Source organism: Brachybacterium sp. GCM10030252, from assembly GCF_042666535.1.
Classification (GTDB): domain Bacteria; phylum Actinomycetota; class Actinomycetes; order Actinomycetales; family Dermabacteraceae; genus Brachybacterium.
The window spans coordinates 127,186-147,701 of record NZ_JBHTDM010000036.1; the positions used below are offsets into that span (position 1 = coordinate 127,186).

The window sequence follows — 20,516 nt, forward strand, 5'->3', positions numbered from 1 at the left end:
ACCCCGCGCGGAAGGACCGACATGACCCAGACGTTCACGTCCCCCATACCCGTTCTCCCGAAGAGGCAGGACGGCCGCCGGGTCCTCCTCAAGCTCTCGGGAGAAGCCTTCGGCGGCGGCGCCGTCGGTGTCGACCCCGACGTCGTCTCGCGGGTCGCCGCGGAGATCGCCGAGGGTGTCGCCCAGGGCGTGGAATGCGCCATCGTCGTCGGCGGAGGGAACTTCTTCCGCGGCGCCGAGCTGTCCCAGCGCGGCATGGACCGCCGGCGCGCCGACTACATGGGCATGCTCGGCACCGTCATGAACTGTCTCGCCCTCCAGGACTTCCTCGAGCAGCGCGGCGTGACCACACGCGTGCAGACCGCCATCGAGATGGGCCAGGTCGCCGAGCCCTACATCCCGCTGCGCGCCGTGCGGCACCTGGAGAAGGGTCGCGTGGTCATCTTCGGAGCCGGCGCGGGCATGCCGTACTTCTCCACCGACACCGTCGCCGTCCAGCGCGCACTGGAGATCGGCTGTGAAGAGGTGCTGATGGCCAAGAACGGCGTCGACGGGGTCTACGATTCCGATCCCCGCACGAATCCCGACGCCGTCAAGCTCGAGGCCGTCACCTACAACGACGCCCTCCAGCGCGGTCTGAAGGTCGTCGACTCCACCGCCTTCAGCCTGTGCATGGACAACGCCCAGCAGATGATGGTCTTCGGACTGGACACACCCGGCAACATCACCCGCGCGCTGCGCGGGGACCGGATCGGGACCGTGGTCACCAGCGACTGATCCGGACGCGCGAGGGCTCGAGCCCCCCCGGCGCGGCCGACGTCCCCGCGGTCTCTGCTCGTCCGAGGGGCCCGGGGCCGCCGACCGCCCCGGAGGCCGGGAGCGGGGGCGTGCCCGCCGCGCGAGAGTCCACCCAGCAGTCCCGCCTTGACGGTGCGGGACAATGGAACCCACCACCCACCGAGAACCGAGGAGCATCCCGTGAGCGACGACACCGCGAGCATCCTGAAGGACGCCGAGGCCAAGATGTCCAAGTCCGTCCAGGTCACCAAGGAGGAGTTCGGCTCCATCCGCACCGGCCGGGCCAACGCCGCGATGTTCCAGGGCATCATGGTCGAGTACTACGGAGCGCCGACACCGCTGAACCAGCTCGCCTCGCTGCAGTTCCCCGAGGCCCGCACCGTCATCGTCACGCCCTACGACATGAGCGCGATCGGGCAGGTCGAGACTGCGCTGCGGGACTCGGACCTTGGCGTGAACCCCACCAACAACGGTGACAACCTGCGCGTGGTCCTGCCCTCGTTGACCGAGGAGCGACGCAAGGAGTACATCAAGCTCGCCCGCACCAAGGCCGAGGACGGCCGCGTCGCCGTGCGCGGCTCCCGCGGCAACGCGAAGAAGAGCATTGAGAAGCTGGTCAAGGACAAGGAGATCGGCGAGGACGAGGGCAACCGCGCCGAGAAGGAGCTCGAGTCCGTGACCAAGAAGTTCATCGATCAGATCGACGAGGCGCTCGGCGCCAAGGAGTCCGAGCTCGCGACGATCTGACGTCACCCTCGATCTCCTGCCGCCCTCGTGACCTCGGACCCGGACCGCTCCGCACGCCCGGCCGCCTCGATGCCGCTCGAGGCGGCCGAGGGCGTGACCGGCGCGCCCCCGCGCGCGAAGCGCCGTGGTGCCGGCCGGGACCTGCCGGCCGCGATCCTGGTCGGTCTCGGCCTCGGTGCGGCGCTGCTCGCGTCGCTGTTCGTCGTGCCCCAGGCCTTCCCGGTCCTGGTGGCGGTCACGATGGTGCTCGCCGTGCTCGAGCTGACCCGTGCCCTGGCTCAGGGCGGTCTGCGGGTCGCGGCAATGCCGCTGCTGGTCGGCGTGATCGGCATGGTGGTCTCCACCGTCGTGTTCGAGGTCGAGGGGCTGCTGGTGTCCACGGCCGTCGCGGTGTGCGTGCTGATCGTGTGGCGGGCCTCGGAGTCTATGGGCCTGACCGCGCTGCGGGACGTCGCCGGGGGAGTGTTCGCCCTGGCCTGGGTCTCCTTCCTGGGCTGCTTCACCCTGCTGCTGTTCGGTCTGGACCAGGGGCCGCTGCTGGTGCTGCTGGCCGTGCTGGGACCGGTGGGCAACGACGTCGGCGGATACGTCAGCGGCGTCCTGTTCGGGTCCCATCCCATGGCCCCGGGCATCAGCCCCAAGAAGAGCTGGGAGGGGTTCGCCGGTTCGCTCATCCTGGGCACCGCGGCGGTCACGGCCGTCGGATCGTTCGGCCTGGGTCTGCCATGGTGGACGGGCGTGATCCTCGGCGTGGTCCTGGTGATCGTCTCCACGTGCGGTGATCTCGCCGAGTCCCTCCTCAAGCGTGACCTGGGGATCAAAGACATGGGCCATCTGCTTCCCGGCCACGGGGGCGTGCTGGATCGGGTCGATTCCGTCCTGCTCGCCGCCCCCACCACCTACGTCATGCTGGAGGTCCTGCTGCCATGAACACGAACACCGACCCGGCCGAACTCCCTGATCTCTCCCGCGAGGCCGTACCCGGCGAGAAGGTCGCCCTGGCGCCCGGGCAGCTCCAGCTGCGTCCCACGCGCCGGGGCAAGCCGCCATCGCACCTGGCCGATCTCACCCTGGCCGAGCGCATCGCCGCCGTCGAGGAGATGGGGCTGCCCGGCTTCCGCGCCAAGCAGCTCTCGGTCCACTACTTCGAGCACTTCACCACCGATCCCGCGGACCTCACCGACCTGCCCAAGGACCGCCGCGAGGAACTCGTCGAACGCTTCTTCCCGCAGCTGCTGACGGTGGTCTCGAGGCAGTCCGCCGACCACGGTGCCACCCAGAAGTTCCTGTGGAAGCTGTTCGACGGCTCCATGGTCGAGTCGGTGCTGATGCGCTACAGCGACCGCGTGACCCTGTGCATCTCCTCCGAGGCCGGCTGCGGGATGAACTGCCCCTTCTGCGCCACCGGGCAGATGGGCCTGACCCGCAACCTCTCGACCGCCGAGATCCTCGAGCAGGTGCGCATCGCCAATCAGCTGCTCGCTGGCGGCGAACTGCCCGGCGGCCCCGGCCGCGTCTCGAACGTCGTGTTCATGGGGATGGGAGAGCCGCTGGCGAACTACCGGCCCGTGGCGACCGTGTGCCGGCGCCTGAACGCCCCCGCCCCGGAGGGCTTCGGCATGGGGGCGCGCCACATCACCGTCTCCACCGTCGGCCTCGCCCCCGCCGTGCGCAAGCTGACCGCCGAGAAGATCCCGCTGACTCTCGCCGTCTCCCTGCACGCCCCGGACGACGCGCTGCGCAACGAGCTGGTCCCGATCAACACCCGCTTCGACGTCGACGAGATCCTCGAGGCGGCCCACGACTACTTCGAGACCACGGGCCGGCGCGTCAGCATCGAATACGCCCTGATCCGCGACATCAACGATCAGGCGCACCGCGCCCAGCTGCTGGCGGATCGGCTGATCGCGCACGGCGGCGCCCACTGGGTCCACGTCAACCCGATCCCTCTGAACCCGGTCAAGGGCTCGAAGTGGACCGCGTCGGATCCGTTCGTGGAGAAGCAGTTCGTCCAGACCCTGCGGGACAACGGGATCTCGGCGACCATCCGGGACACCCGTGGCTCGGACATCGACGGAGCCTGCGGCCAGCTCGCCGCAGAGGTCATCGAGACCGACGTGCACCGGGAGGACCGTGAGGCCCGGGTCGCCCGCGTCGAGGCCGTCGCCGGCGGCGCCCAGTGATCGCGGCGCCGACGTCCACGAACCCCACCGCCCACGCCGCTACAGTGGGACACCGACAGCACCGAGGAAGGATCCACTGGTGAGCACATCGTTCGAGCGTGTCTCTCGCTTCAGCGTCGGATACGACATGCGCGAGGTCGACGAGTTCCTCGCCCGCGCCCGCACCGCCTACGAGGGGCGCGATCCCGGCTTCAGCGGAGCGGACATCACCTCGGCCAGCTTCGGCACCGAGCGCGGCGGCTATGACATGCGCGTGGTCGACGAGGCCCTGGACCGTCTCTCGGACGCCTTCGCCCTGCAGGCCAGGGACGACGCCATCGCCGAGAAGGGCGAGGACGTCTGGGTCGCCCAGCTCACCGAACGCGCCGAGATGCTCAAGGAGCGCCTGGAGCGTCCCGCCGGGGAGCGGTTCGCACCGGCGCCCCAGGGGGAGCCGGCCTACGATCGGGCCGACGTCGACGCGCTGTGCGATCAGCTGGTCGCCTACTTCACCGACGGGCTGCCGATGAGCGTGGACGACGTGCGTCGTGCCGCCTTCCGCCGTCGCCGTGGCCCGGACGGATACCGGGAGGCCGTGGTCGACGTCTACCTGGACCACGTCGCGGACGTGATGGCCTCCGTGCCGTGACCGGGGGCCCCGCCCGTCGGCTCGTGCTGCTCGGGGCCACCGGCTCCATCGGCACCCAGACCCTGGCGGTCATCTCCCGCTACCCGGACCTCGCCCAGGTCCACGGCCTCGCCGTCGGCGGCTCGCGGCCCGAGCTGGTCGCCGAACAGGTCCTCGCCCACCGCCCCGAGCGGCTCGTGGTCTCCGACCCGGACCGCGCCGAGGGCGTCGAGCGCGCCGTGACCGCCGCCTGCCGGACGGCGGGAATCTCCGCTCCCCGCCTCGAGAGCGGCCAGGGCGCCGTGGCCCACCTGGCGGGGAGCCTCGGCGAGGGCGACGTGGTCCTCAACGCCGTGACCGGGTCCGTCGGCCTGCTGCCCACCCTCGCCGCCCTCGCCTCCGGAGCCCGGCTGGCCCTGGCCAACAAGGAATCCCTCGTCGTCGGCGGTGAGCTCGTCACCCGGGCCGCGGCCCCCGGCCAGATCCTCCCCGTCGACTCCGAGCACACCGCGATCGCCCAGGCCCTGGCGGGGGTCCGCCCCGAGCAGGTCGACCGCCTCGTGGTGACCGCCTCCGGGGGCCCCTTCCGCGGCCGCACTCGCTCGCAGCTCGAAGGGGTCACTCCCGAGCAGGCCCTCACCCACCCCACCTGGGCGATGGGCCCCGTGATCACCACCAACTCCGCGACGCTGGTCAACAAGGCGCTCGAGGTCATCGAGGCGTGCCTGCAGTTCGACCTGCCGGAGGACCGCGTGGACGTCGTCGTCCATCCGCAGTCGATCGTGCACTCCATGGCGACGCTGGTCGACGGGTCCACCATCGCCCAGGCGAGCCCCCCGGACATGAGCCACGCGATCGGCTGGGCGCTCGCACACCCGGAGAAGCTGCCGGGGCTGGCTGCTCCGCTCGACTTCTCCACCGCCCAGTCCTGGACCTTCGAACCGGTCGACGAGGACACCTTCCCGGCGATCACCGTCGCCCGCGCCGCCCACCGCGAGGGCGGAGGAGCGATGGCCGCGTACAACGCCGCCAACGAGGAGGCCGTCAGCGCGTTCCTGGAGGGACGGCTGACCTTCCTGGGGATCACCGAGCTGATCACCTCCGTGCTCGCGCACCCGCTGCGTCCGCAGGCGACGCCGAGCGGAGGCGTCGAGGGCGTCCTGGCCGTGGAGGCCTGGGCTCGCGCCGCCGCACGGGAGCTGATCGAGGGCAGCGGAGGATGAGCGGCGCCCTGCTGTTCATCGTCGGCGTCCTGGTCGTCGCCGCCGGCCTCGCGATCTCCATCGCCCTGCACGAAGTGGGCCACCTGCTTCCGGCCAAGCTGTTCGGCGTCCGGGTGACCCAGTACATGATCGGCTTCGGGCCGACGGTCTTCTCCCGCACCCGCGGCGAGACCGAATACGGGCTCAAGGCGATCCCGCTGGGCGGGTACATCCGCATGATCGGGATGTTCCCGCCGCACAAGGGGGAGCCGGAGGGCACGATCCGGGAGGACTCCACCGGGCTCGTCCAGCAGATGGCGCAGATGTCGCAGGAGGCCAAGGAGTACGAGGCCTCCCAGTACGGACCCGAGGACGCCCACCGCACCTTCGTGGCCCTCTCGGTGCCCAAGAAGCTGGTGGTGATGCTCGGCGGGCCCGCCATGAACCTGCTGATCTCCGTGGTGCTGATGGCGGTGATGGTCACCGGGATCGGCCTGCCCGCCATCACCCCGACCGTCGACACCGTCTCCGAGTGCGTGGTCCCTGCCGATGCTCCGGCCGACGCGAGCTGCGAGGGCAGGCCCGAGGCCCCGGCCCTCGCGGCCGGTATCCGGCCCGGCGACACCCTGCGTGAGATCGACGGCCACGAGATCGAGACCTGGTCCGACGTGACCTCAGCGGTCCGCGCCAGCGGCGACCGCACCGTGCCCGTCGTCATCGAGCGCGACGGCGAGATCCTCACCCTCGAGGCCACCCCGATCGTGGACGCGCGGCCGGTGCTGGACGAGGACGGCTCCGCGGTCTACGACGAGGACGGGGATCTGGTCACCGAGCAGGTCGGCTTCCTCGGCGTCTCCGGCACCCGGGAACTGGTCCCCCAGTCCCCGGCCGTCTTGCCCGAGATGGCGTGGTCCGCCTTCACCCGCACCGGGGCGCTGATCCTCACCCTGCCCGTGCGGCTCTACGAGGTGGCCCAGGCGGCCTTCGGCAGCGCCGAGCGGGACCCCGACGGCCCTCTCGGCGTGGTCGGGGTCTCCCGACTCGCCGGCGAGGTCGCCTCCGCCGACCAGCCAGGGTTCGAGCTGCGCGAGAAGACAGGGACCATGATCTCGATGCTCGCCTCCCTGAACATGGCGCTGTTCGTGTTCAACCTGGTGCCGCTGCTTCCGCTGGACGGCGGCCATGTGGCTGGAGCCCTGGTCGAAGGCATCCGGCGCCTGCTGGCACGGCTGCGCGGGAGAGCGGACCCGGGGCCGGTGGACATGTCACGGCTGCTGCCGCTGACCAACGCGGTCGCGATCGCCTTCATCCTCATGACGGTGCTGCTGCTCTACGCGGACATCGTCGAGCCCATCACGCTGTTCCCCTGAGGGACGGTGGGGCTTCGCGGCGTGCCGCGGGCTCGTGCAGGTGCGGTGGAGGTGTCGTAGCTCGCCTTCCACCTCTGCCGCAGGAGTCCATAATGGAGGAGTGACTTCAGTGAGCCTCGGGATCCCGTCCGTCAAGCAGCCGCCGACGGTGCTCGCACCGCGCCGGAAGACGCGCAAGGTCAAACTCGGCAGCACGTACGTCGGCGGTGACGCGCCGATCACCGTGCAGTCGATGACCACCACGCCGACGCACGACATCAACGCCACCCTCCAGCAGATCGCGGAGCTGACCGCCGCCGGCTGCGACATCGTGCGCGTGGCCTGCCCGCGCCAGGAGGATGCCGATGCGCTGCCCGCGATCGCGGCGAAGTCCCAGATCCCGGTGATCGCGGACATCCACTTCCAGCCCAAGTACGTCTTCGCCGCCATCGAGGCGGGCTGCGCGGGAGTCCGCGTGAACCCCGGCAACATCCGTCGCTTCGACGACCAGGTGGGCGACATCGCCGCCGCCGCGAAGGAGCACGGCACGGCTCTGCGCATCGGCGTCAACGCCGGCAGCATCGACAAGCGCATGATGACCGGTGACCGCGTCACCCCCGAGGCGCTCGTGGAATCCGCGGTGTGGGAGGCCTCCCTGTTCGAGGAGCACGACTTCCACGACTTCGGCATCTCCGTGAAGCACAACGATCCGATCATCATGGTCGAGGCCTACCGCCAGCTCTCCGAGCGCGGCGACTGGCCGCTGCACCTCGGGGTCACCGAGGCCGGCCCCGCCTTCCAGGGAACCGTCAAGTCCTCCGTGGCCTTCGGCATCCTGCTTGGCGAGGGCATCGGCGACACCATCCGCGTCTCCCTCTCGGCTCCGCCCGTGGAGGAGGTCAAGGTCGGCAACCAGATCCTGCAGTCGCTGAACCTCAAGCCCCGCAAGCTGGACATCGTCTCCTGCCCGTCCTGCGGCCGTGCCCAGGTCGACGTCTACTCGCTGGCCGACAAGGTCACCGAGGGCCTGAAGGATCTCGAGGTCCCCCTGCGCGTGGCCGTGATGGGCTGCGTCGTCAACGGGCCCGGCGAGGCCCGCGAGGCCGATCTCGGCGTGGCCTCCGGCAACGGCAAGGGTCAGATCTTCGTCAAGGGCGAGGTCATCAAGACCGTCCCCGAGGACGAGATCGTCGAGACCCTGCTGGCCGAGGCCAACCGGATCGCGGCCGAGGCCGACGGCGGGGAGGCCGTCGCCGCCGGGGCACCGACCGTCTCCGTCAGCTGAGCCCGCCGTGTTCCGGCGCGGAGGGCGGATCCGAGCGGTCCGCCCCAGCGGCATCGAGGTCGCTCTCGCGCACGCGCTCACCGATCCGGTGTCCAATGCGCTCGCAGGGGCGAGGCTGCATGAGGTCGGCCGGACGCAGACGGTCTCCCAGGAGTTCTCCCTGGCCGGCGACGAGGACGCGCCCGTCGGCCTGCTGTGGCACGGGGTGAACCTGTCCCCGATGTCCGCGACGGACCTGGCGCTGGACGACTTCGGCCGGCACATGGCCGCCCGGTCGCGGCGAGCCAGCTCCGTGGTAGGTGACCGCGCCGCCGTCGAGAAGCTGTGGGCGCCGCTGTCCGCGGCCTGGGGGAGCGACGTCCGCGAGTACCGCTGGAGCCAGCCGCTGCTGGTGGCGGATGAGGCGACCGCGGCCACCTCCCCATCGGGTCTGCGCCCCGCACTGCCGGGGGAGGAGGACGCCGTCTTCCCTGCCGCCGTGGCGATGTTCCGCGAGGAAGTCGGGGTCGACCCGTTGCACGGCGATTCCGGACGCTCCTACCGGGCCCGCGTGGCCGCCCTGATCCGCCAGGGGCGCACCTATGTGGTCTTCGACGACTCCCGCGTGGTGTTCAAGGCCGACGTCGGCGCCCTGTTCGGTCCGGTCGCCCAGATCCACGGGGTGTGGGTGCGCCCCGGTCAGCGGGGCCGTGGCCTGGGCCGCGCGGCCATGGCGGATCTGATCGATCAGGTGCGCCGCGACCATGCGGCGGAGGTCTCGCTGTACGTCAACGACTTCAACGAGCCCGCCCGGCGGGCCTATGCCGCCGCGGGGTTCCGGCAGGTCGGCGAGCTGACCACGATCCTGTTCTGAGCCGCCCCACTCGCCGTCCGAGCTGTCCGAGCTGACCGAGCCGTCTCAGCCGTCTCAGCCGTCTCAGCCGTCTCAGCCGTCTCAGGTGTCGCGACCGTCGTCGGCGGGGCGATGCGCGGCGAGCACGAACTGCATCGGGAGCCGGTCGGGATCCTCGCGCAGCCGGTACCGGTCCCCGTCCTGGACCATCAGCTCCGGCCACGGGGCCCAGTCCGAGTGGGCGTACTCCTCGAAGGAGTCCAGGACGAGGCCCGCCTGCAGCACCGCGGTGATGATCTCCGAGAGCGAGTGATTCCACTGGTGGTTGACCCCGTGGGTGATCGCGGGGCCGCCTTCGGGAGCGGCGACATAGCTGACGTCGTCGTCCCAGGTCATCGGCTCTGGGCGTTCGAAGTACGGTTGCTGGATCCGGAGGCCGTCGGTGACGTCCTCGCCGATGGTCTCGAGCATGGGGTGGACGTCGCGGATGAGGAAGCGTCCACCGGGTCTCAGCAGCGAGGCGACGACCCGCGCCCACGCGGCGACGTCGGGCAGCCAGCACAGCACCCCGACCGAGGTGTACACGAGATCGAAGCAGCCCTCGACGGCGCTGCGGGCGTCGTACACGTTGGCCTCGACGAAGTCGATCTCCGCCCCGGCGCGTGCGGCGATCCGGCGGGCGCGCCGGAGGGACTCGGGGGAGAGGTCCAGACCGACTACGCGTCGGGCACCGAGGCGCTTCAGGCTCACGGTGTCGGTGCCCAGGTGGCACTGCAGGTGGATGACGTCGTGCCCGGAGAGATCCCCGAGCCGCTCGCGGTCCTGGGCGAGGACGGAGCTGATGCGGCCGGGGTCGGCGACGAGCTCCTCGATGCCGTATCCGGAGGCCTCGTGCACGGCGGAGCGGTCGTCCCAGTTGGCGCGGTTGTCACGGAACCAGGCGTCGTGGGCAGAGGCGTCGCGGGCGGAGGAGCCGCGGGCGGAAGAGTCGGCCATGTGCTCACCGTAGCCAGGACCGGTGCCGCGCCAGAAGCGAATATCTCCCGGCGTCCGCCAGCTGCGGGTGGCTGGGGTGGGAAATGAACGGCCGCAACGAACAGCTCAGAGATAGATCGCCTGCTGCACCTCAGGGTCCTGGAGATTGGCGGCGTCGTACCAGAGGAATCCGGTGTCGATCATCGGCTCGATGCTCTCACCACGCACGGCGCTCAGCGCGGTGCGCACGGTCAGGGCCCCCATGGTCTTCGGGTCCTGGGTGACGGCGCCCGCCATCTCCCCGGCCTCGATCGCCTCGACCTGGGCCCGGCCGGAGTCGAAACCGATCACCGCGAGATCGGTGGCACCGGATTCCTGGACGCCCTTGAGAATGCCGATCGCGGAGCCTTCATTGGTGCCGAACAGTCCGCGCAGCTCCGAGTTCGCGGTGACCAGTGAGCGGGCGATGTTCGCCGAGAGGGCTTGGTCGCCCTCCCCGTACTGGACCTCGAGCATCTCCACGTCCGGCCCGAACTCCTTCATGCCCTCGAGGAATCCGTCGCGCCGGTCGGTGCCGGACAGCGAGACCTGGTCGTGGGCGACGATGCCGACCTGGCCCTGCCCGCCGATCAGTTCGCTCATGTGCTTGGCGGCCTCCCGCGCCGCGGCCCGGTTGTCGGTGGCGACCGTGGAGACCGGGATGTCGGACTCCACCCCGGAGTCGAAGGCGACGACGGGGATGCCCTTGGCCCGGGCCTCCTCCAGCGCGGGGGCGGCCGCCCGGGAGTCCAGCGCCGCGATCCCGAGGGCGTCGGGGTTCCGCGTCACCGCGTTCTGCAGCATCGTGATCTGGGCCTCGATATCGGATTCGGACGGGGGGCCCTCGAAGGTCATCTCAACCCCCTGCTCCTCGGCCTCCGCCCGGGCACCGCGCCGCACGGCCTGCCAGAACTGGTGCTGGAAGCCCTTGGAGACCAGGGCGATGTGCCGGATGTCGTCGCGGCCGCCGCTGGTGCAGGCGGCCGCGGGCAGCAGCAGGCCCGTGGCCGCACCGGCGAGGACGGTTCTGCGGGTCGGCCTCATGACGCCCGCTCCGAACGCCTGCGCAGCCGGTCGATGAACACGGCCACGAGGATGACCGCTCCCAGCAGCACGTCCTGCCATTCCTGCGGGATCGAGAGGATCTGCAGTCCGTTGGTGAGGACGGAGATGATCAGGGCACCGATGACGGTGCCGACGATGGTGCCGCGGCCGCCGGAGAGCGACGTCCCGCCGATCACCACGGCGGCGATCGCATCGAGCTCATAGCCCATGCCCGTGGCCGGCTGCGCCGAGCCCAGCCGGGCCGAGATCATGACGCCCGCCAGTCCGGTGAACAGCCCGCCCACGACGTACACGATGATCAGCCACTTCTTGATCGGCACGCCGGCGAGGGCGGCGGCCTCCCGGTTGGAGCCGATGGCCATGGTGTACCGGCCCAGCAGCGTGCGCGACATGAGCACGGCGGCCACCACTGCCGCCACCAGCAGCACCAGCACGGCGTTGGGGATCGAGGGCAGTAGCGTGCCGGTGGAGAAGCCCATGTAGGCGGGGCTCTCGAAGTAGATCGGAGCGGCGCCGGAGACCACGAGGGCGAGTCCGGAGGCCACCATCATCATCGCCAGCGTCGCGATGAACGGTGGCAGATCCAGGACGGCGACATTGATGCCGTTGACCAGTCCGATGAGCCCACCGAACAGGATCGCCAGCACGATCCCGAGAGGCACGGGGATCCCCCAGTTCACGATGAACATGCCGCTCATCACGGCGCACAGGGCCATGCCCGTGCCGACGGAGAGGTCGATGCCGGCGGTGGAGATCACGAACGTGACGCCGAGGGCGAGCAGCCCGATCACGACCGTCGAGTACAGGATCGTGACCAGATTCCCCCAGGTGGGGAAGATGGCCGGGCTGGCGATGGAGAAGGCCACGAAGATCAGGGCCAGGGTTCCGGCCGCGAGCAGCTGTTGGAGCCGGTTCTTCAGCGCGGATCCGCGCTCGGCCGTGGTGGGCTCCGAACTCGTCCCGGCGGTGGTGGCGGTGCTCATCGTTCTCCTCGCTCGTCGCCGCCGCGCGGCGTCGTGACGGTCGGTTCAGGGGTGGTGGCCAGGGCCATGACGGATTCGGAATCGGCCTCATCGGCCTCCAGCACGCCGGTGACGCGGCCCTCGGCCATGACCACGACGCGGTGCGCCAGGCGCAGCACCTCCGGCAGCTCCGAGGAGATCACCACGATCGACTTGCCGGCAGCGGCCAGGTCCTGGAGCAGCTCGTAGATCTCCTCCTTGGCGCCGACGTCGATGCCGCGGGTGGGCTCGTCGACGATCAGCACGTCGCAGTCCTTGATCAACCACCGGCCCAGCACGACCTTCTGCTGGTTGCCGCCGGAGAGGTTCTTGACCTGCCGCTGCAGGTCAGGCGTCTTGATCCGCAGTCTCCGGCGCTGGTCCTCCGCGGCGTGGCGGGCAGCGCCGTCCCGGATGAAGCCGGCGCTGTGGAAGCGGTCGCCGAGGGCGGAGAGCTCCATGTTCTTCTGCACCGAGTGCTCCAGCAGCAGGCCGAGCTGTTTGCGGTCCTCGGGGAGGTAGCCGATTCCGTGCCGCGCGGCCTGGGCGGGGGAGCGGAAGTCCATCCGCCGGCCCCGATAGGTGATCGTCCCGGCCTGCCGGGGGAGCGATCCGATCAGCGCCCGGGCCATCTCCGTGCGGCCGGCACCCATGAGGCCCGCGACACCGAGGATCTCGCCCTCGCGCAGGTCGAAGGAGACGTCCCTCACCAGGGGCAGGCTCCGGAGTCCGTCGGCCCGGAGGATGACGGGGCGATCGTGCCGCACGTCCTGTGGGCCGGTCTCGGCGGGAAGGGTGCGTCCGACCATCTTGGTGATGACGTCCTGGACGGAGGCCTCGGCCATGGGGAAGGTGTCGACGAACTCGCCGTCCCTGATGACCTGGACGCGATCGGCGATGCGCCCCAGCTCCTCCATCCGGTGGGAGATGTAGATGACGCCGGTCTCCGGCGTGATGAACCGCCGGACCAGCTCGTGCAGTGCGTCGGCCTCCCGCTCGGTGAGGGCGGCCGTCGGTTCGTCCATGATCAGTACCCGGGCGTCGTAGGAGAGCGCCTTGGCGATCTCGACCATCTGCTGCTCGGCCACGGAGAGCGAGGCGACGGGGGCGGAGGGATCCAGGGCCATCCCGAGGCGATCGAGCAGTTCCCGAGCTCGTGCGTGCAATCGCGACGGGCGGGTGAGGAACCTGCCGAGTACCGGTTCACGTCCGATGAAGAGGTTCTGGGCGACGGTGAGGGCCGGCATCAGGTTCAGCTCCTGGTGGATGATCGCCAGTCCCTGCTCCGCGGCATCGCGCGGGCCTCGCACGGCCAGCGGGCGGCCGAGATACCGGAACTCACCGGCATCCGGCGCGTGGACGCCGGCCAGCAGCTTCATCAGCGTGGACTTGCCGGCTCCGTTCTCGCCGACGAGAGCGAGCACCTCGCCGGGGTGCAGCTCGAGATGCATCTCGGACAGGGCCCGGACACCGGGAAACGTCTTCACCGCCCCTCGGACCTCCAGGAGCGGCGGTCGGCTGCCGACAGTGTCGTCCCGCGCTCCGTGCGCAGTTGTCGAATCGTGGTCCACCAGCGTCATTGCCTCCGACCGGGGCGAGTGTCCTCGCTCTTACCCTCGTTGGTAATCGATTACACGCCCATGCTACGGACCGCGTCGTGTGTGTCAAGCAACGCCGGGCACGGGCCGTTCGGCGGTCCCCGATGGCACGCTGTGCAGGCGGTCAGCGGCACTCACCGGGCACGGCCCGATCGGGCGGATCAGGCACGGGCGAGCGCGTCGATGGTCAGCAGGACGTTGGCCGCGGTCCAGGCGAGCGGGGCCACAGCGGCGGGACGGCCGTCGAAGAGGACCTTCTCCGGCACGGAGCCGTCGAGGGTGCGGTGGGCGGCGACCCAGTGGAGGATCTCGCGGGCGCCATCGCGCTCGCCGGCGCGGGCCAGAGCGAGACCGAGCAGGCTCGTCGACGGTGTCCAGCTGATCCCGTCCTCGCGCCATGAGGCACCGGGGGCGATGCCTCCGGCGGGTCGGGCCAGGTCCGCCCGCAGCGAGCGCAGCTGCCGCGGCGCGACGAGCCCGTGGCACCCGGTCGCGTCGAGGAACGCCCGACCCGAGTCCGGCCCGCCGCCGCGCCGGTAGCGCTGGAAGCCACCGGCACCGAACGTGCTGGCCAGCAGGCTCGAGAAGGCGTCTGCGGCACGCAGTGCACGGTCCTCGCCGGTGAGCGTGCCGGCGGCCCGGAGACCGGCGAGAGTGCTGGCCATGATCCCGATCGTCACGCGGCGCTCGGGCACCTCCCAGTAGTCGGGGGAGGCGGGAGGCATCCCCTCGCCGTCTCGGGTGGCGGTCAGCAGGATTCGCTGCGAGGTGCTGATGAGCCGGGAGAGCCGCTGGGCGATCTCGCCCCGGCGGGCCTCGCCGCCGGCGTCGGCGACCTCGGCCGCGGCCCAGAGCCCGAGCCCGGTGCCGTCGAACTGGCGCTCGCGGTCATCCGGTGCCCGGTCCGTGCCGGGGACGTAGCGAGCCTCGAACCAGGCCTCGGCGGGCTGGATCGACTGCAGGTGCTCGAGGATCCGCACGGCGTGGTCGACATGGCCGACCCTGGCCAGGGCGACGGCGCAGAAAGCCGTATCGCGCGGCCACACGTACCGCCAGTACGGGGTCCAGGCGGCCACCGGGGCCGGCAGGTCGTCGCAGAGCACCCACAGGTCAGCCAGGGCGGAACCGGCCAGATCGGCGATCTCCGCGGGGATCGACCCGTCGGCCTCCACGCGCGAGCGCCAGGGCGCGGTGACGCTCCAGAACTGCTCGGAGCGCTCCGCCGCCGCGGACCCTCCCGGCACGTCCGCGGTCAGACGCGTCCCGGGGCGCAGCGCGGCCTCGACGCCCGCTGCGCCCACGAGCACCCGCTGCCCGGTCGCGTCGTAGGCGACCGTCCCGGAGTACAGAGGGATGACGGTGCGCGGGTCGGCTGGGGGTCGGAGGACACGGTAGGCCTGATAACCGCCCGCGCCGAGGGTGCCGGCGGCGGCCAGGGCGCGGACGCCCCGCAGCAGGCGGCGACGGGACGGGGCAGGAGGCAGGGCGAACGGCGAGCCGGGCTCTCGCGGTCCCGTTCCCGAGGGGCCGGTCGATGACGTCTCCATGGCTCACCTCCCTCTGCGAGCGCCGGCCCTCAGGGTACTGCGCGGGGTTACGACCAGGCCGCGCGGGGCGGGGCGCCGCGCCCTGCCCAGTACCATGGGGCCCGCGTGCGCGGCCGGTGACGGCGGCGCCGACCCGCCCGTGTCGAAAGGCCTGCTCCATGATCCGTCTGTCGTCGTCGTTCGTCCGCACCCTGCGGGAGGATCCGGCCGACGCCGAGGTCGCCAGCCACAAGCTCCTCGTGCGCGCCGGCTACATCCGTCGCAGCGCCCCGGGCGTGTACACGTGGCTGCCGCTCGGGCTGAAGGTGCTGCGCAAGGTCGAGGCGATCGTGCGCGAGGAGCAGGAGGCGATCGGCGGGCAGGAGCTGATCTTCTCCGCACTGCAGCCGCGCGAGCCCTACGAGGCCACCGGTCGCTGGGAGGAGTACGGACTCACGCTGTTCCGTCTCCAGGATCGCAAGCAGGCCGACTACCTCCTCGCCCCCACGCACGAAGAGGCGTTCACGCTCACCGTGAAGGACCTGTACAACTCGTACAAGGATCTGCCGGCCATGCTGTTCCAGATCCAGACCAAGTACCGCGACGAGGCGCGTCCCCGCGCCGGCCTGCTGCGCACCCGCGAATTCATCATGAAGGACGCCTACTCCTTCGATATCGACGACGCCGGTCTGGATGCCTCCTACGAGAAGCAGCGCGGCGCCTACCAGCGCACCTTCGAGCGCCTCGGCCTGCCCACCGTGATCTGCCAGGCCGACGCCGGCGCGATGGGCGGCTCCCGCTCCGAGGAGTTCCTCCATCCCACTCCCGTCGGCGAGGACACCTTCGTGGTCTCCGACGGCGGCTACGCCGCGAACGTCGAGGCCGTCACCACCCCGGCGCCGCCCGCTCTGGACGAGGCCGAGATCGCCGCCCTGCCCGCCATGCATGTCGAGGACACCCCGGGGGCGAACACCATCGCCGCGCTCACCGACTTCTCGAACCAGGCGTTCCCCGGCAAGGGGCCGACCACACAGTCGGGGGAGTGGACGCGCTACGAGATGCTCAAGCACCTCGCCTACCGTCTCACCTTCCCCGACGGCTCCACCGAGCCTCTGGTGATCGCGCTGCCGGGAGACCGGGAGGTCGACGAGAAGCGGCTCGAGGCCGCGGTGGCCCCCGCCATCGCCGTCCCCTTCACGGACGAGGACTTCGCCGCGCACCCGGTGCTGGCCAAGGGCTACATCGGTCCCGAGGGGCTGGGGCTCGGATCCGCCTCGAAGATCCGCTACCTCGTCGATCCCCGCGTGGTGCCGGGCACCTCCTGGGTCGCGGGCGCCGGCGAGCAGGGCAAGCACGTCTACGACCTCGTCTTCGGCCGGGACTTCCACGCCGACGGCACCATCGAGGCCGCCGAGATCCGCGACGGCGATCCGGCTCCCGACGGGTCCGGCCCGATGCGCCTGACGCGCGGCATGGAGATGGGGCACATCTTCCAGCTCGGCCGCAAGTACGCCGAGGCGCTGGATCTCCGGGTGCTCGACGAGAACGGCAAGACGGCGGTGGTCACCATGGGCTCCTACGGCATCGGCGTCACCCGCGCCGTGGCCGCCATCGCCGAGCTCTGCCACGATGAGAAGGGCCTGGTGTGGCCGCGGACGGTGGCGCCGGCCGACGTGCACGTCATGGCCACCGGCAAGGACCCGGCGATCGCCGAGGAGGCCGAGCGGATCGCGAGCGAGCTCGAGGCCCGCGGACTCGAGGTGCTCTACGACGACCGTCCCAAGGTGTCCCCGGGCGTGAAGTTCAAGGACGCCGAGATGCTGGGCCTGCCCACCTCCGTGGTGGTCGGCAAGGGCCTGGCCAGCGGCGTCGTCGAGGTCCGCGACCGCGCGAGCGGGGCCGTCGAGGAGATCGCTCCGCACAGCGTCGTCGAGACGGTGGTCGGGATCGTCCGGGAGGGCTGAGCCCCGCCGGGCCTCAGCCGCCGTCGCTGACGGGCGCCTCTTCGACGCGCACCCCGGGCAGCGGCTCGAGGCTCTCGGTCCTGCCGACCAGGACGTCGGCCTCCTCCATCGCGGCGAGGATGGACAGGGGGCGGCGGGCGAACGGGGCGGCCCCGACCAGGGAGACGTGGTCCACGAGCAGTCCGCGCGCCAGCAGCGCGGGCAGCTGACCGGCCGTGCGGTCGTCCAGGGTCCCGCCGGGCAGGGCGTAGACCGCCTGGCGCCCCACCACGGGACAGCCGTCCTCCTCGGCGATGGCCCCGAGGTCCCCGGCACGCGTCCGATGGCGCTCTGCCAGCGTCAGGTGCCACTGGCGATCCTCACCCTCGCTGCGGGCGGCGAGCACCTCGTGGACGTAGCCCGCGTACCACTCCTCCTGCTGGGCGCGCTCGATGCTCGAGTGGTAGTCCGTCTCCGCGCCGATCGACGGCGGATCGGTCTCCGGGACCTCACGGCCGGGCACGATCTCCTCGGCCGCAGGCAGTGCCGGGACCTCGCCCGCATCGGCGGCCAGGTGGAGTCGTCGCACGTTCCACTCGGTGTGGGCGGCGATCGCGGCGACCGGCCGGGCGAGGGACCCGGAGACCTGCCGGGAGGCGCTGGTCGCCAGGGACCGCAGCTCCACCAGGGTGTCGACCAGGCCGGCGGCGTCGGTCGGGGCGTCAGCGGGCGGAGGGGCCGACGTCTGCCCCGGGGCGGGATCACTCGCCGCCTCCTGCTCCCGCTCGTACTGGGCTCCCGTGAGCAGTCCGGTGCGCTGGGCCGGCAGGGCGGCGGTCAGCTCTCCCAGGGCGTCCGAGAGCGCAGGGTCGGAGGGCGCTGCGCCGCCGACCAGGGCGTCGGTCCCCGCGATCGCCCGGTCCAGCACGGCGATCAGGTCGGTGCGGTAGAGATCGTCGATCCCCGGCGGCGGGGGCGTGTAGGTCGCGGGCCCGCCGATCCGTATCGGCCCGCAGCCTGCCAGTCCGGCCGGCACCGCCAGCACGAGGGCGGCCGCGCCGCCCGCCATCAGCACCCCGCGCCGGGTGAGGGCGCTCGGTGCCGGACGCGGGTCGCGGGGAAGGATCACAGGAGGATTCTCGCATCGGAGCCCTCCCTGGAGGCACCGGCGGCGTGCGGACACTATCCTGGGTCCATCCCTGCCGCGCGGTACATCGTGCGGCAGGCACAGGTACCCATAGGCAGGAGGAGGTGAGCGAGCGATGAGCGCCCTCGATGGTCCCCCGGACCACACCATCCTGCGGGAGACCGCCGGTCGGGTCCTGGCAGCCCACGATCTCGTGCTCGAGGACATCGTGATCACGGGCGGCAGCGGCACGGCGGAGGTCCGCCTCGTCGTGGACCTGCCCGAGGATCAGCTGGGCAGCGCCGACCTCGACACCGTCGCCCAGGCCTCGAGCGAGCTCTCGGAGCTGATCGACGCCGATGACTCCCTGCTCGGTCCTGATCCCGCCGTCCTGGAGGTCACGACGCCCGGTGTGGACCGGGAGCTCACCGCCCCGCGGCACTTCCGTCGTTCGCGCGGCCGGCTGCTGAGCCTGACGACGTCCGACGGGACGCAGCTGCGCGCGCGCCTGCTCGCGGTCACCGCCGAGAACACCCTGCGGCTGCGGCAGGAACCGGGCCGCGACGACCGCGGCCGCCCGAAGCGGCGCGCCCCCGGAACCACGGAACGACTGGACATCCCGGTCCAGGACGTCGCCTCCGCGCGTGTGGAAGTCGAGTTCGATCCACCCGCCGACCTCGCGCAGCTGCTCGCTGACGCGGACCCGACCTCCCCGAAGGAGAGCTGAGATGGACATCGACATGGGTGCCCTGCGCGCGCTCGAGCGCGAGCGCGACATCCGCCTGCCCGTCCTGCTCGAAGCGATCCGCTCGGCGCTGCACGCCGCCTACCTCCACACCGATCACCCGGTGCGCGAGTCAGAGGTGATCATCGACGAGAGCACCGGCGAGGTCGCCGTCATCGCCCGCGAGCTCGACAGCGAGGGCAACATCGTCGAGGAGTGGGACGACACCCCCGAGAACTTCGGGCGCGTGGCCGCCTCCACCGCCCGCCAGGTCATCTTCCAGCGCATCCGCGACCTGGAGGACGAAGCCGTGCTCGGCGAGTACGCCGACCGGGCCGACGACATCGTCTCCGGCATCATCCAGCAGGGGCGCGACCCCCGCATGGTGCTGGTCGACCTCGGCGAGGTCGAGGCCGTGCTGCCTCCGCACGAGCGCGTCCCGGGCGAGGACTACTCGCACGGGCGCCGGCTGCGGGCCTACGTCACCGAGGCGCGACGGGGCCCCAAGGGGCCGCAGATCACGCTGTCGCGCTCGCATCCCAACCTCGTGCGCCGGCTGTTCTCGCTCGAGGTCCCCGAGGTCGCCGACGGCACGGTGGAGATCACCGGCCTCGCCCGCGAGGCCGGCCACCGCACCAAGATGGCGGTCCATGCGAAGGCTCCCGGGATCAACGCCAAGGGCGCCTGCATCGGCCCCATGGGCGCCCGGGTCCGCGCGGTGATGAGCGAGCTGGGCGGGGAGAAGATCGACATCGTCGACTTCGACGAGGACCCCGCGACCTTCGTCGCCAACGCCCTCTCACCCTCGAAGGTCTCCAGCGTGACCGTCATCGACGAGGTGGGCCGGGCCGTGCGAGCCGTCGTCCCGGCCGGCCAGTTCTCGCTCGCCATCGGCAAGGACGGGCAGAACGCGCGTCTCGCGGCGAAGCTCACCGGATGGAAGATCGATATCCACACCGACGAGGAGCAGGAGCCCCGGATCGCCACGGCGGAAGGCTGAGACCACGCCCGACGACGGGTGAGGTGTGTGCCACGCCTCGCGGGTACGGCTGATCCCGGGCGTGTCCGCTAGACTGGTCAGGCTGTTCGCCCAGTGGTGAGCGATCGATGAGCGGGTGCTGAGCCTCCCACCGGTCGCCGGCCCCCAGGCGGACTCGCTCGGAACGGAGGTGAAGGCGTGGTCGCCCACTCCGCACCTCATCGCCCCGAGCGCACGTGCGTCGGCTGCCGCCAGGTGGCCCCGCGCGAGCAACTGGTGCGCCTGGTCCGGGAGCCTGCTCCCGACGGTGCCGCTCCACGCGTCCGCGTCGACCCCACCGGGTCGGCACCCGGTCGCGGGTCGTGGCTCCACCCCGACGCAGCATGCCTCGACCTCGCCCTGCGGCGAGGCGGCTTCGCCCGGTCCTTCCGCGGCGCGGTCGACACCGGGCTGATACCCCGGGATCTCGAGAACTTCGATACCCCCCGAACGTGGAACAGGTAGAAGAACCCATGGACATCCGATGAGTACTCGCTC

At 71.3% G+C, this 20,516-nt stretch carries 19 protein-coding genes; 13 read left to right on the forward strand and 6 right to left on the reverse strand.

Features of this window, described 5'->3' with window-relative positions:
- Nucleotides 1–21: 21 nt before the first annotated feature.
- The 9 genes from pyrH (at nt 22) to ACFQRJ_RS16805 (ending at nt 9,024) form a co-directional block, all read left to right on the forward strand.
- Entirely contained in the window at nt 22–777 is a 756-nt protein-coding gene (pyrH, locus tag ACFQRJ_RS16765; RefSeq protein ID WP_377020361.1) for a UMP kinase, read from the forward strand.
- Between the two features lie 201 nt (nt 778–978).
- Nucleotides 979–1,545 (forward strand): ribosome recycling factor, encoded by a 567-nt coding sequence (gene frr / locus ACFQRJ_RS16770; RefSeq protein ID WP_377020362.1) that lies wholly within the window; start codon nt 979–981, stop codon nt 1,543–1,545.
- Between the two features lie 27 nt (nt 1,546–1,572).
- A complete protein-coding gene (locus ACFQRJ_RS16775) occupies nt 1,573–2,475 on the forward strand; it encodes a phosphatidate cytidylyltransferase (protein WP_377020363.1) in 903 nt (300 codons plus the stop codon).
- On the forward strand, nt 2,472–3,728 hold the full coding sequence (gene rlmN / locus ACFQRJ_RS16780; protein WP_377020364.1) for a 23S rRNA (adenine(2503)-C(2))-methyltransferase RlmN: 1,257 nt from the start codon (nt 2,472–2,474) through the stop codon (nt 3,726–3,728). Before ACFQRJ_RS16775 ends, rlmN begins: the two co-directional genes overlap by 4 nt.
- Before the next feature lie 79 nt (nt 3,729–3,807).
- The gene (locus tag ACFQRJ_RS16785; protein WP_377020365.1) at nt 3,808–4,356 is read left to right on the forward strand and encodes a DivIVA domain-containing protein; all 549 of its coding nucleotides are present in this window, start codon (nt 3,808–3,810) and stop codon (nt 4,354–4,356) included.
- Nucleotides 4,353–5,558, forward strand: coding sequence for a 1-deoxy-D-xylulose-5-phosphate reductoisomerase (gene dxr / locus ACFQRJ_RS16790; RefSeq protein WP_377020366.1), 1,206 nt, complete (start codon nt 4,353–4,355; stop codon nt 5,556–5,558). Before ACFQRJ_RS16785 ends, dxr begins: the two co-directional genes overlap by 4 nt.
- On the forward strand, nt 5,555–6,907 hold the full coding sequence (locus tag ACFQRJ_RS16795; protein WP_377020367.1) for a M50 family metallopeptidase: 1,353 nt from the start codon (nt 5,555–5,557) through the stop codon (nt 6,905–6,907). Before dxr ends, ACFQRJ_RS16795 begins: the two co-directional genes overlap by 4 nt.
- Nucleotides 6,908–7,007: 100 nt before the next feature.
- Nucleotides 7,008–8,171 carry a flavodoxin-dependent (E)-4-hydroxy-3-methylbut-2-enyl-diphosphate synthase gene (gene ispG, locus ACFQRJ_RS16800; protein WP_377020368.1) on the forward strand — a complete coding sequence of 388 codons (1,164 nt, stop codon included), beginning with the start codon at nt 7,008–7,010 and terminating at the stop codon, nt 8,169–8,171.
- A 7-nt stretch (nt 8,172–8,178) separates the two neighbouring features.
- Nucleotides 8,179–9,024 (forward strand): GNAT family N-acetyltransferase, encoded by an 846-nt coding sequence (locus ACFQRJ_RS16805; RefSeq protein ID WP_377020369.1) that lies wholly within the window; start codon nt 8,179–8,181, stop codon nt 9,022–9,024.
- 81 nt (nt 9,025–9,105) lie between these two features.
- Here the strand turns inward: ACFQRJ_RS16805 and ACFQRJ_RS16810 are convergent, their stop codons facing one another.
- The 5 genes from ACFQRJ_RS16810 to ACFQRJ_RS16830 all read right to left on the reverse strand — a co-directional run bounded on the left by ACFQRJ_RS16810 (nt 9,106) and on the right by ACFQRJ_RS16830 (nt 15,228).
- Nucleotides 9,106–9,999 (reverse strand): class I SAM-dependent methyltransferase, encoded by an 894-nt coding sequence (locus ACFQRJ_RS16810; RefSeq protein ID WP_377020370.1) that lies wholly within the window; start codon nt 9,997–9,999, stop codon nt 9,106–9,108.
- A 105-nt stretch (nt 10,000–10,104) separates the two neighbouring features.
- Entirely contained in the window at nt 10,105–11,061 is a 957-nt protein-coding gene (locus ACFQRJ_RS16815; RefSeq protein WP_377020371.1) for an ABC transporter substrate-binding protein, read from the reverse strand.
- The gene (locus ACFQRJ_RS16820) at nt 11,058–12,065 is read right to left on the reverse strand and encodes an ABC transporter permease (protein WP_377020372.1); all 1,008 of its coding nucleotides are present in this window, start codon (nt 12,063–12,065) and stop codon (nt 11,058–11,060) included. Before ACFQRJ_RS16820 ends, ACFQRJ_RS16815 begins: the two co-directional genes overlap by 4 nt.
- Complete coding sequence (locus ACFQRJ_RS16825) at nt 12,062–13,570, reverse strand: sugar ABC transporter ATP-binding protein (RefSeq protein ID WP_377020373.1); 1,509 nt, start codon at nt 13,568–13,570, stop codon at nt 12,062–12,064. The genes ACFQRJ_RS16820 and ACFQRJ_RS16825 overlap by 4 nt, the downstream gene beginning before the upstream one ends.
- 272 nt (nt 13,571–13,842) lie before the next feature.
- Entirely contained in the window at nt 13,843–15,228 is a 1,386-nt protein-coding gene (locus ACFQRJ_RS16830) for a hypothetical protein (RefSeq protein ID WP_377020374.1), read from the reverse strand.
- Nucleotides 15,229–15,386: 158 nt separating this feature from the next.
- Between ACFQRJ_RS16830 and ACFQRJ_RS16835 the strand changes: the two genes are divergently transcribed.
- The gene (locus tag ACFQRJ_RS16835) at nt 15,387–17,171 is read left to right on the forward strand and encodes a proline--tRNA ligase (protein WP_377020375.1); all 1,785 of its coding nucleotides are present in this window, start codon (nt 15,387–15,389) and stop codon (nt 17,169–17,171) included.
- A 13-nt stretch (nt 17,172–17,184) separates the two neighbouring features.
- Here ACFQRJ_RS16835 and ACFQRJ_RS16840 read toward each other — a convergent pair whose 3' ends face one another.
- A complete protein-coding gene (locus ACFQRJ_RS16840; protein WP_377020376.1) occupies nt 17,185–18,279 on the reverse strand; it encodes a DUF4439 domain-containing protein in 1,095 nt (364 codons plus the stop codon).
- A gap of 133 nt (nt 18,280–18,412) precedes the next feature.
- Between ACFQRJ_RS16840 and rimP the strand changes: the two genes are divergently transcribed.
- From rimP to ACFQRJ_RS16855, 3 genes are all read left to right on the forward strand, one after another.
- Nucleotides 18,413–19,003 (forward strand): ribosome maturation factor RimP, encoded by a 591-nt coding sequence (gene rimP, locus ACFQRJ_RS16845; protein ID WP_377020377.1) that lies wholly within the window; start codon nt 18,413–18,415, stop codon nt 19,001–19,003.
- A 1-nt stretch (nt 19,004) separates the two neighbouring features.
- Nucleotides 19,005–20,000, forward strand: a complete 996-nt coding sequence (gene nusA, locus ACFQRJ_RS16850) for a transcription termination factor NusA (protein ID WP_377020378.1) — start codon at nt 19,005–19,007, stop codon at nt 19,998–20,000.
- 177 nt (nt 20,001–20,177) lie between these two features.
- The gene (locus tag ACFQRJ_RS16855; RefSeq protein WP_377020379.1) at nt 20,178–20,483 is read left to right on the forward strand and encodes a YlxR family protein; all 306 of its coding nucleotides are present in this window, start codon (nt 20,178–20,180) and stop codon (nt 20,481–20,483) included.
- Nucleotides 20,484–20,516 lie beyond the last annotated feature (33 nt).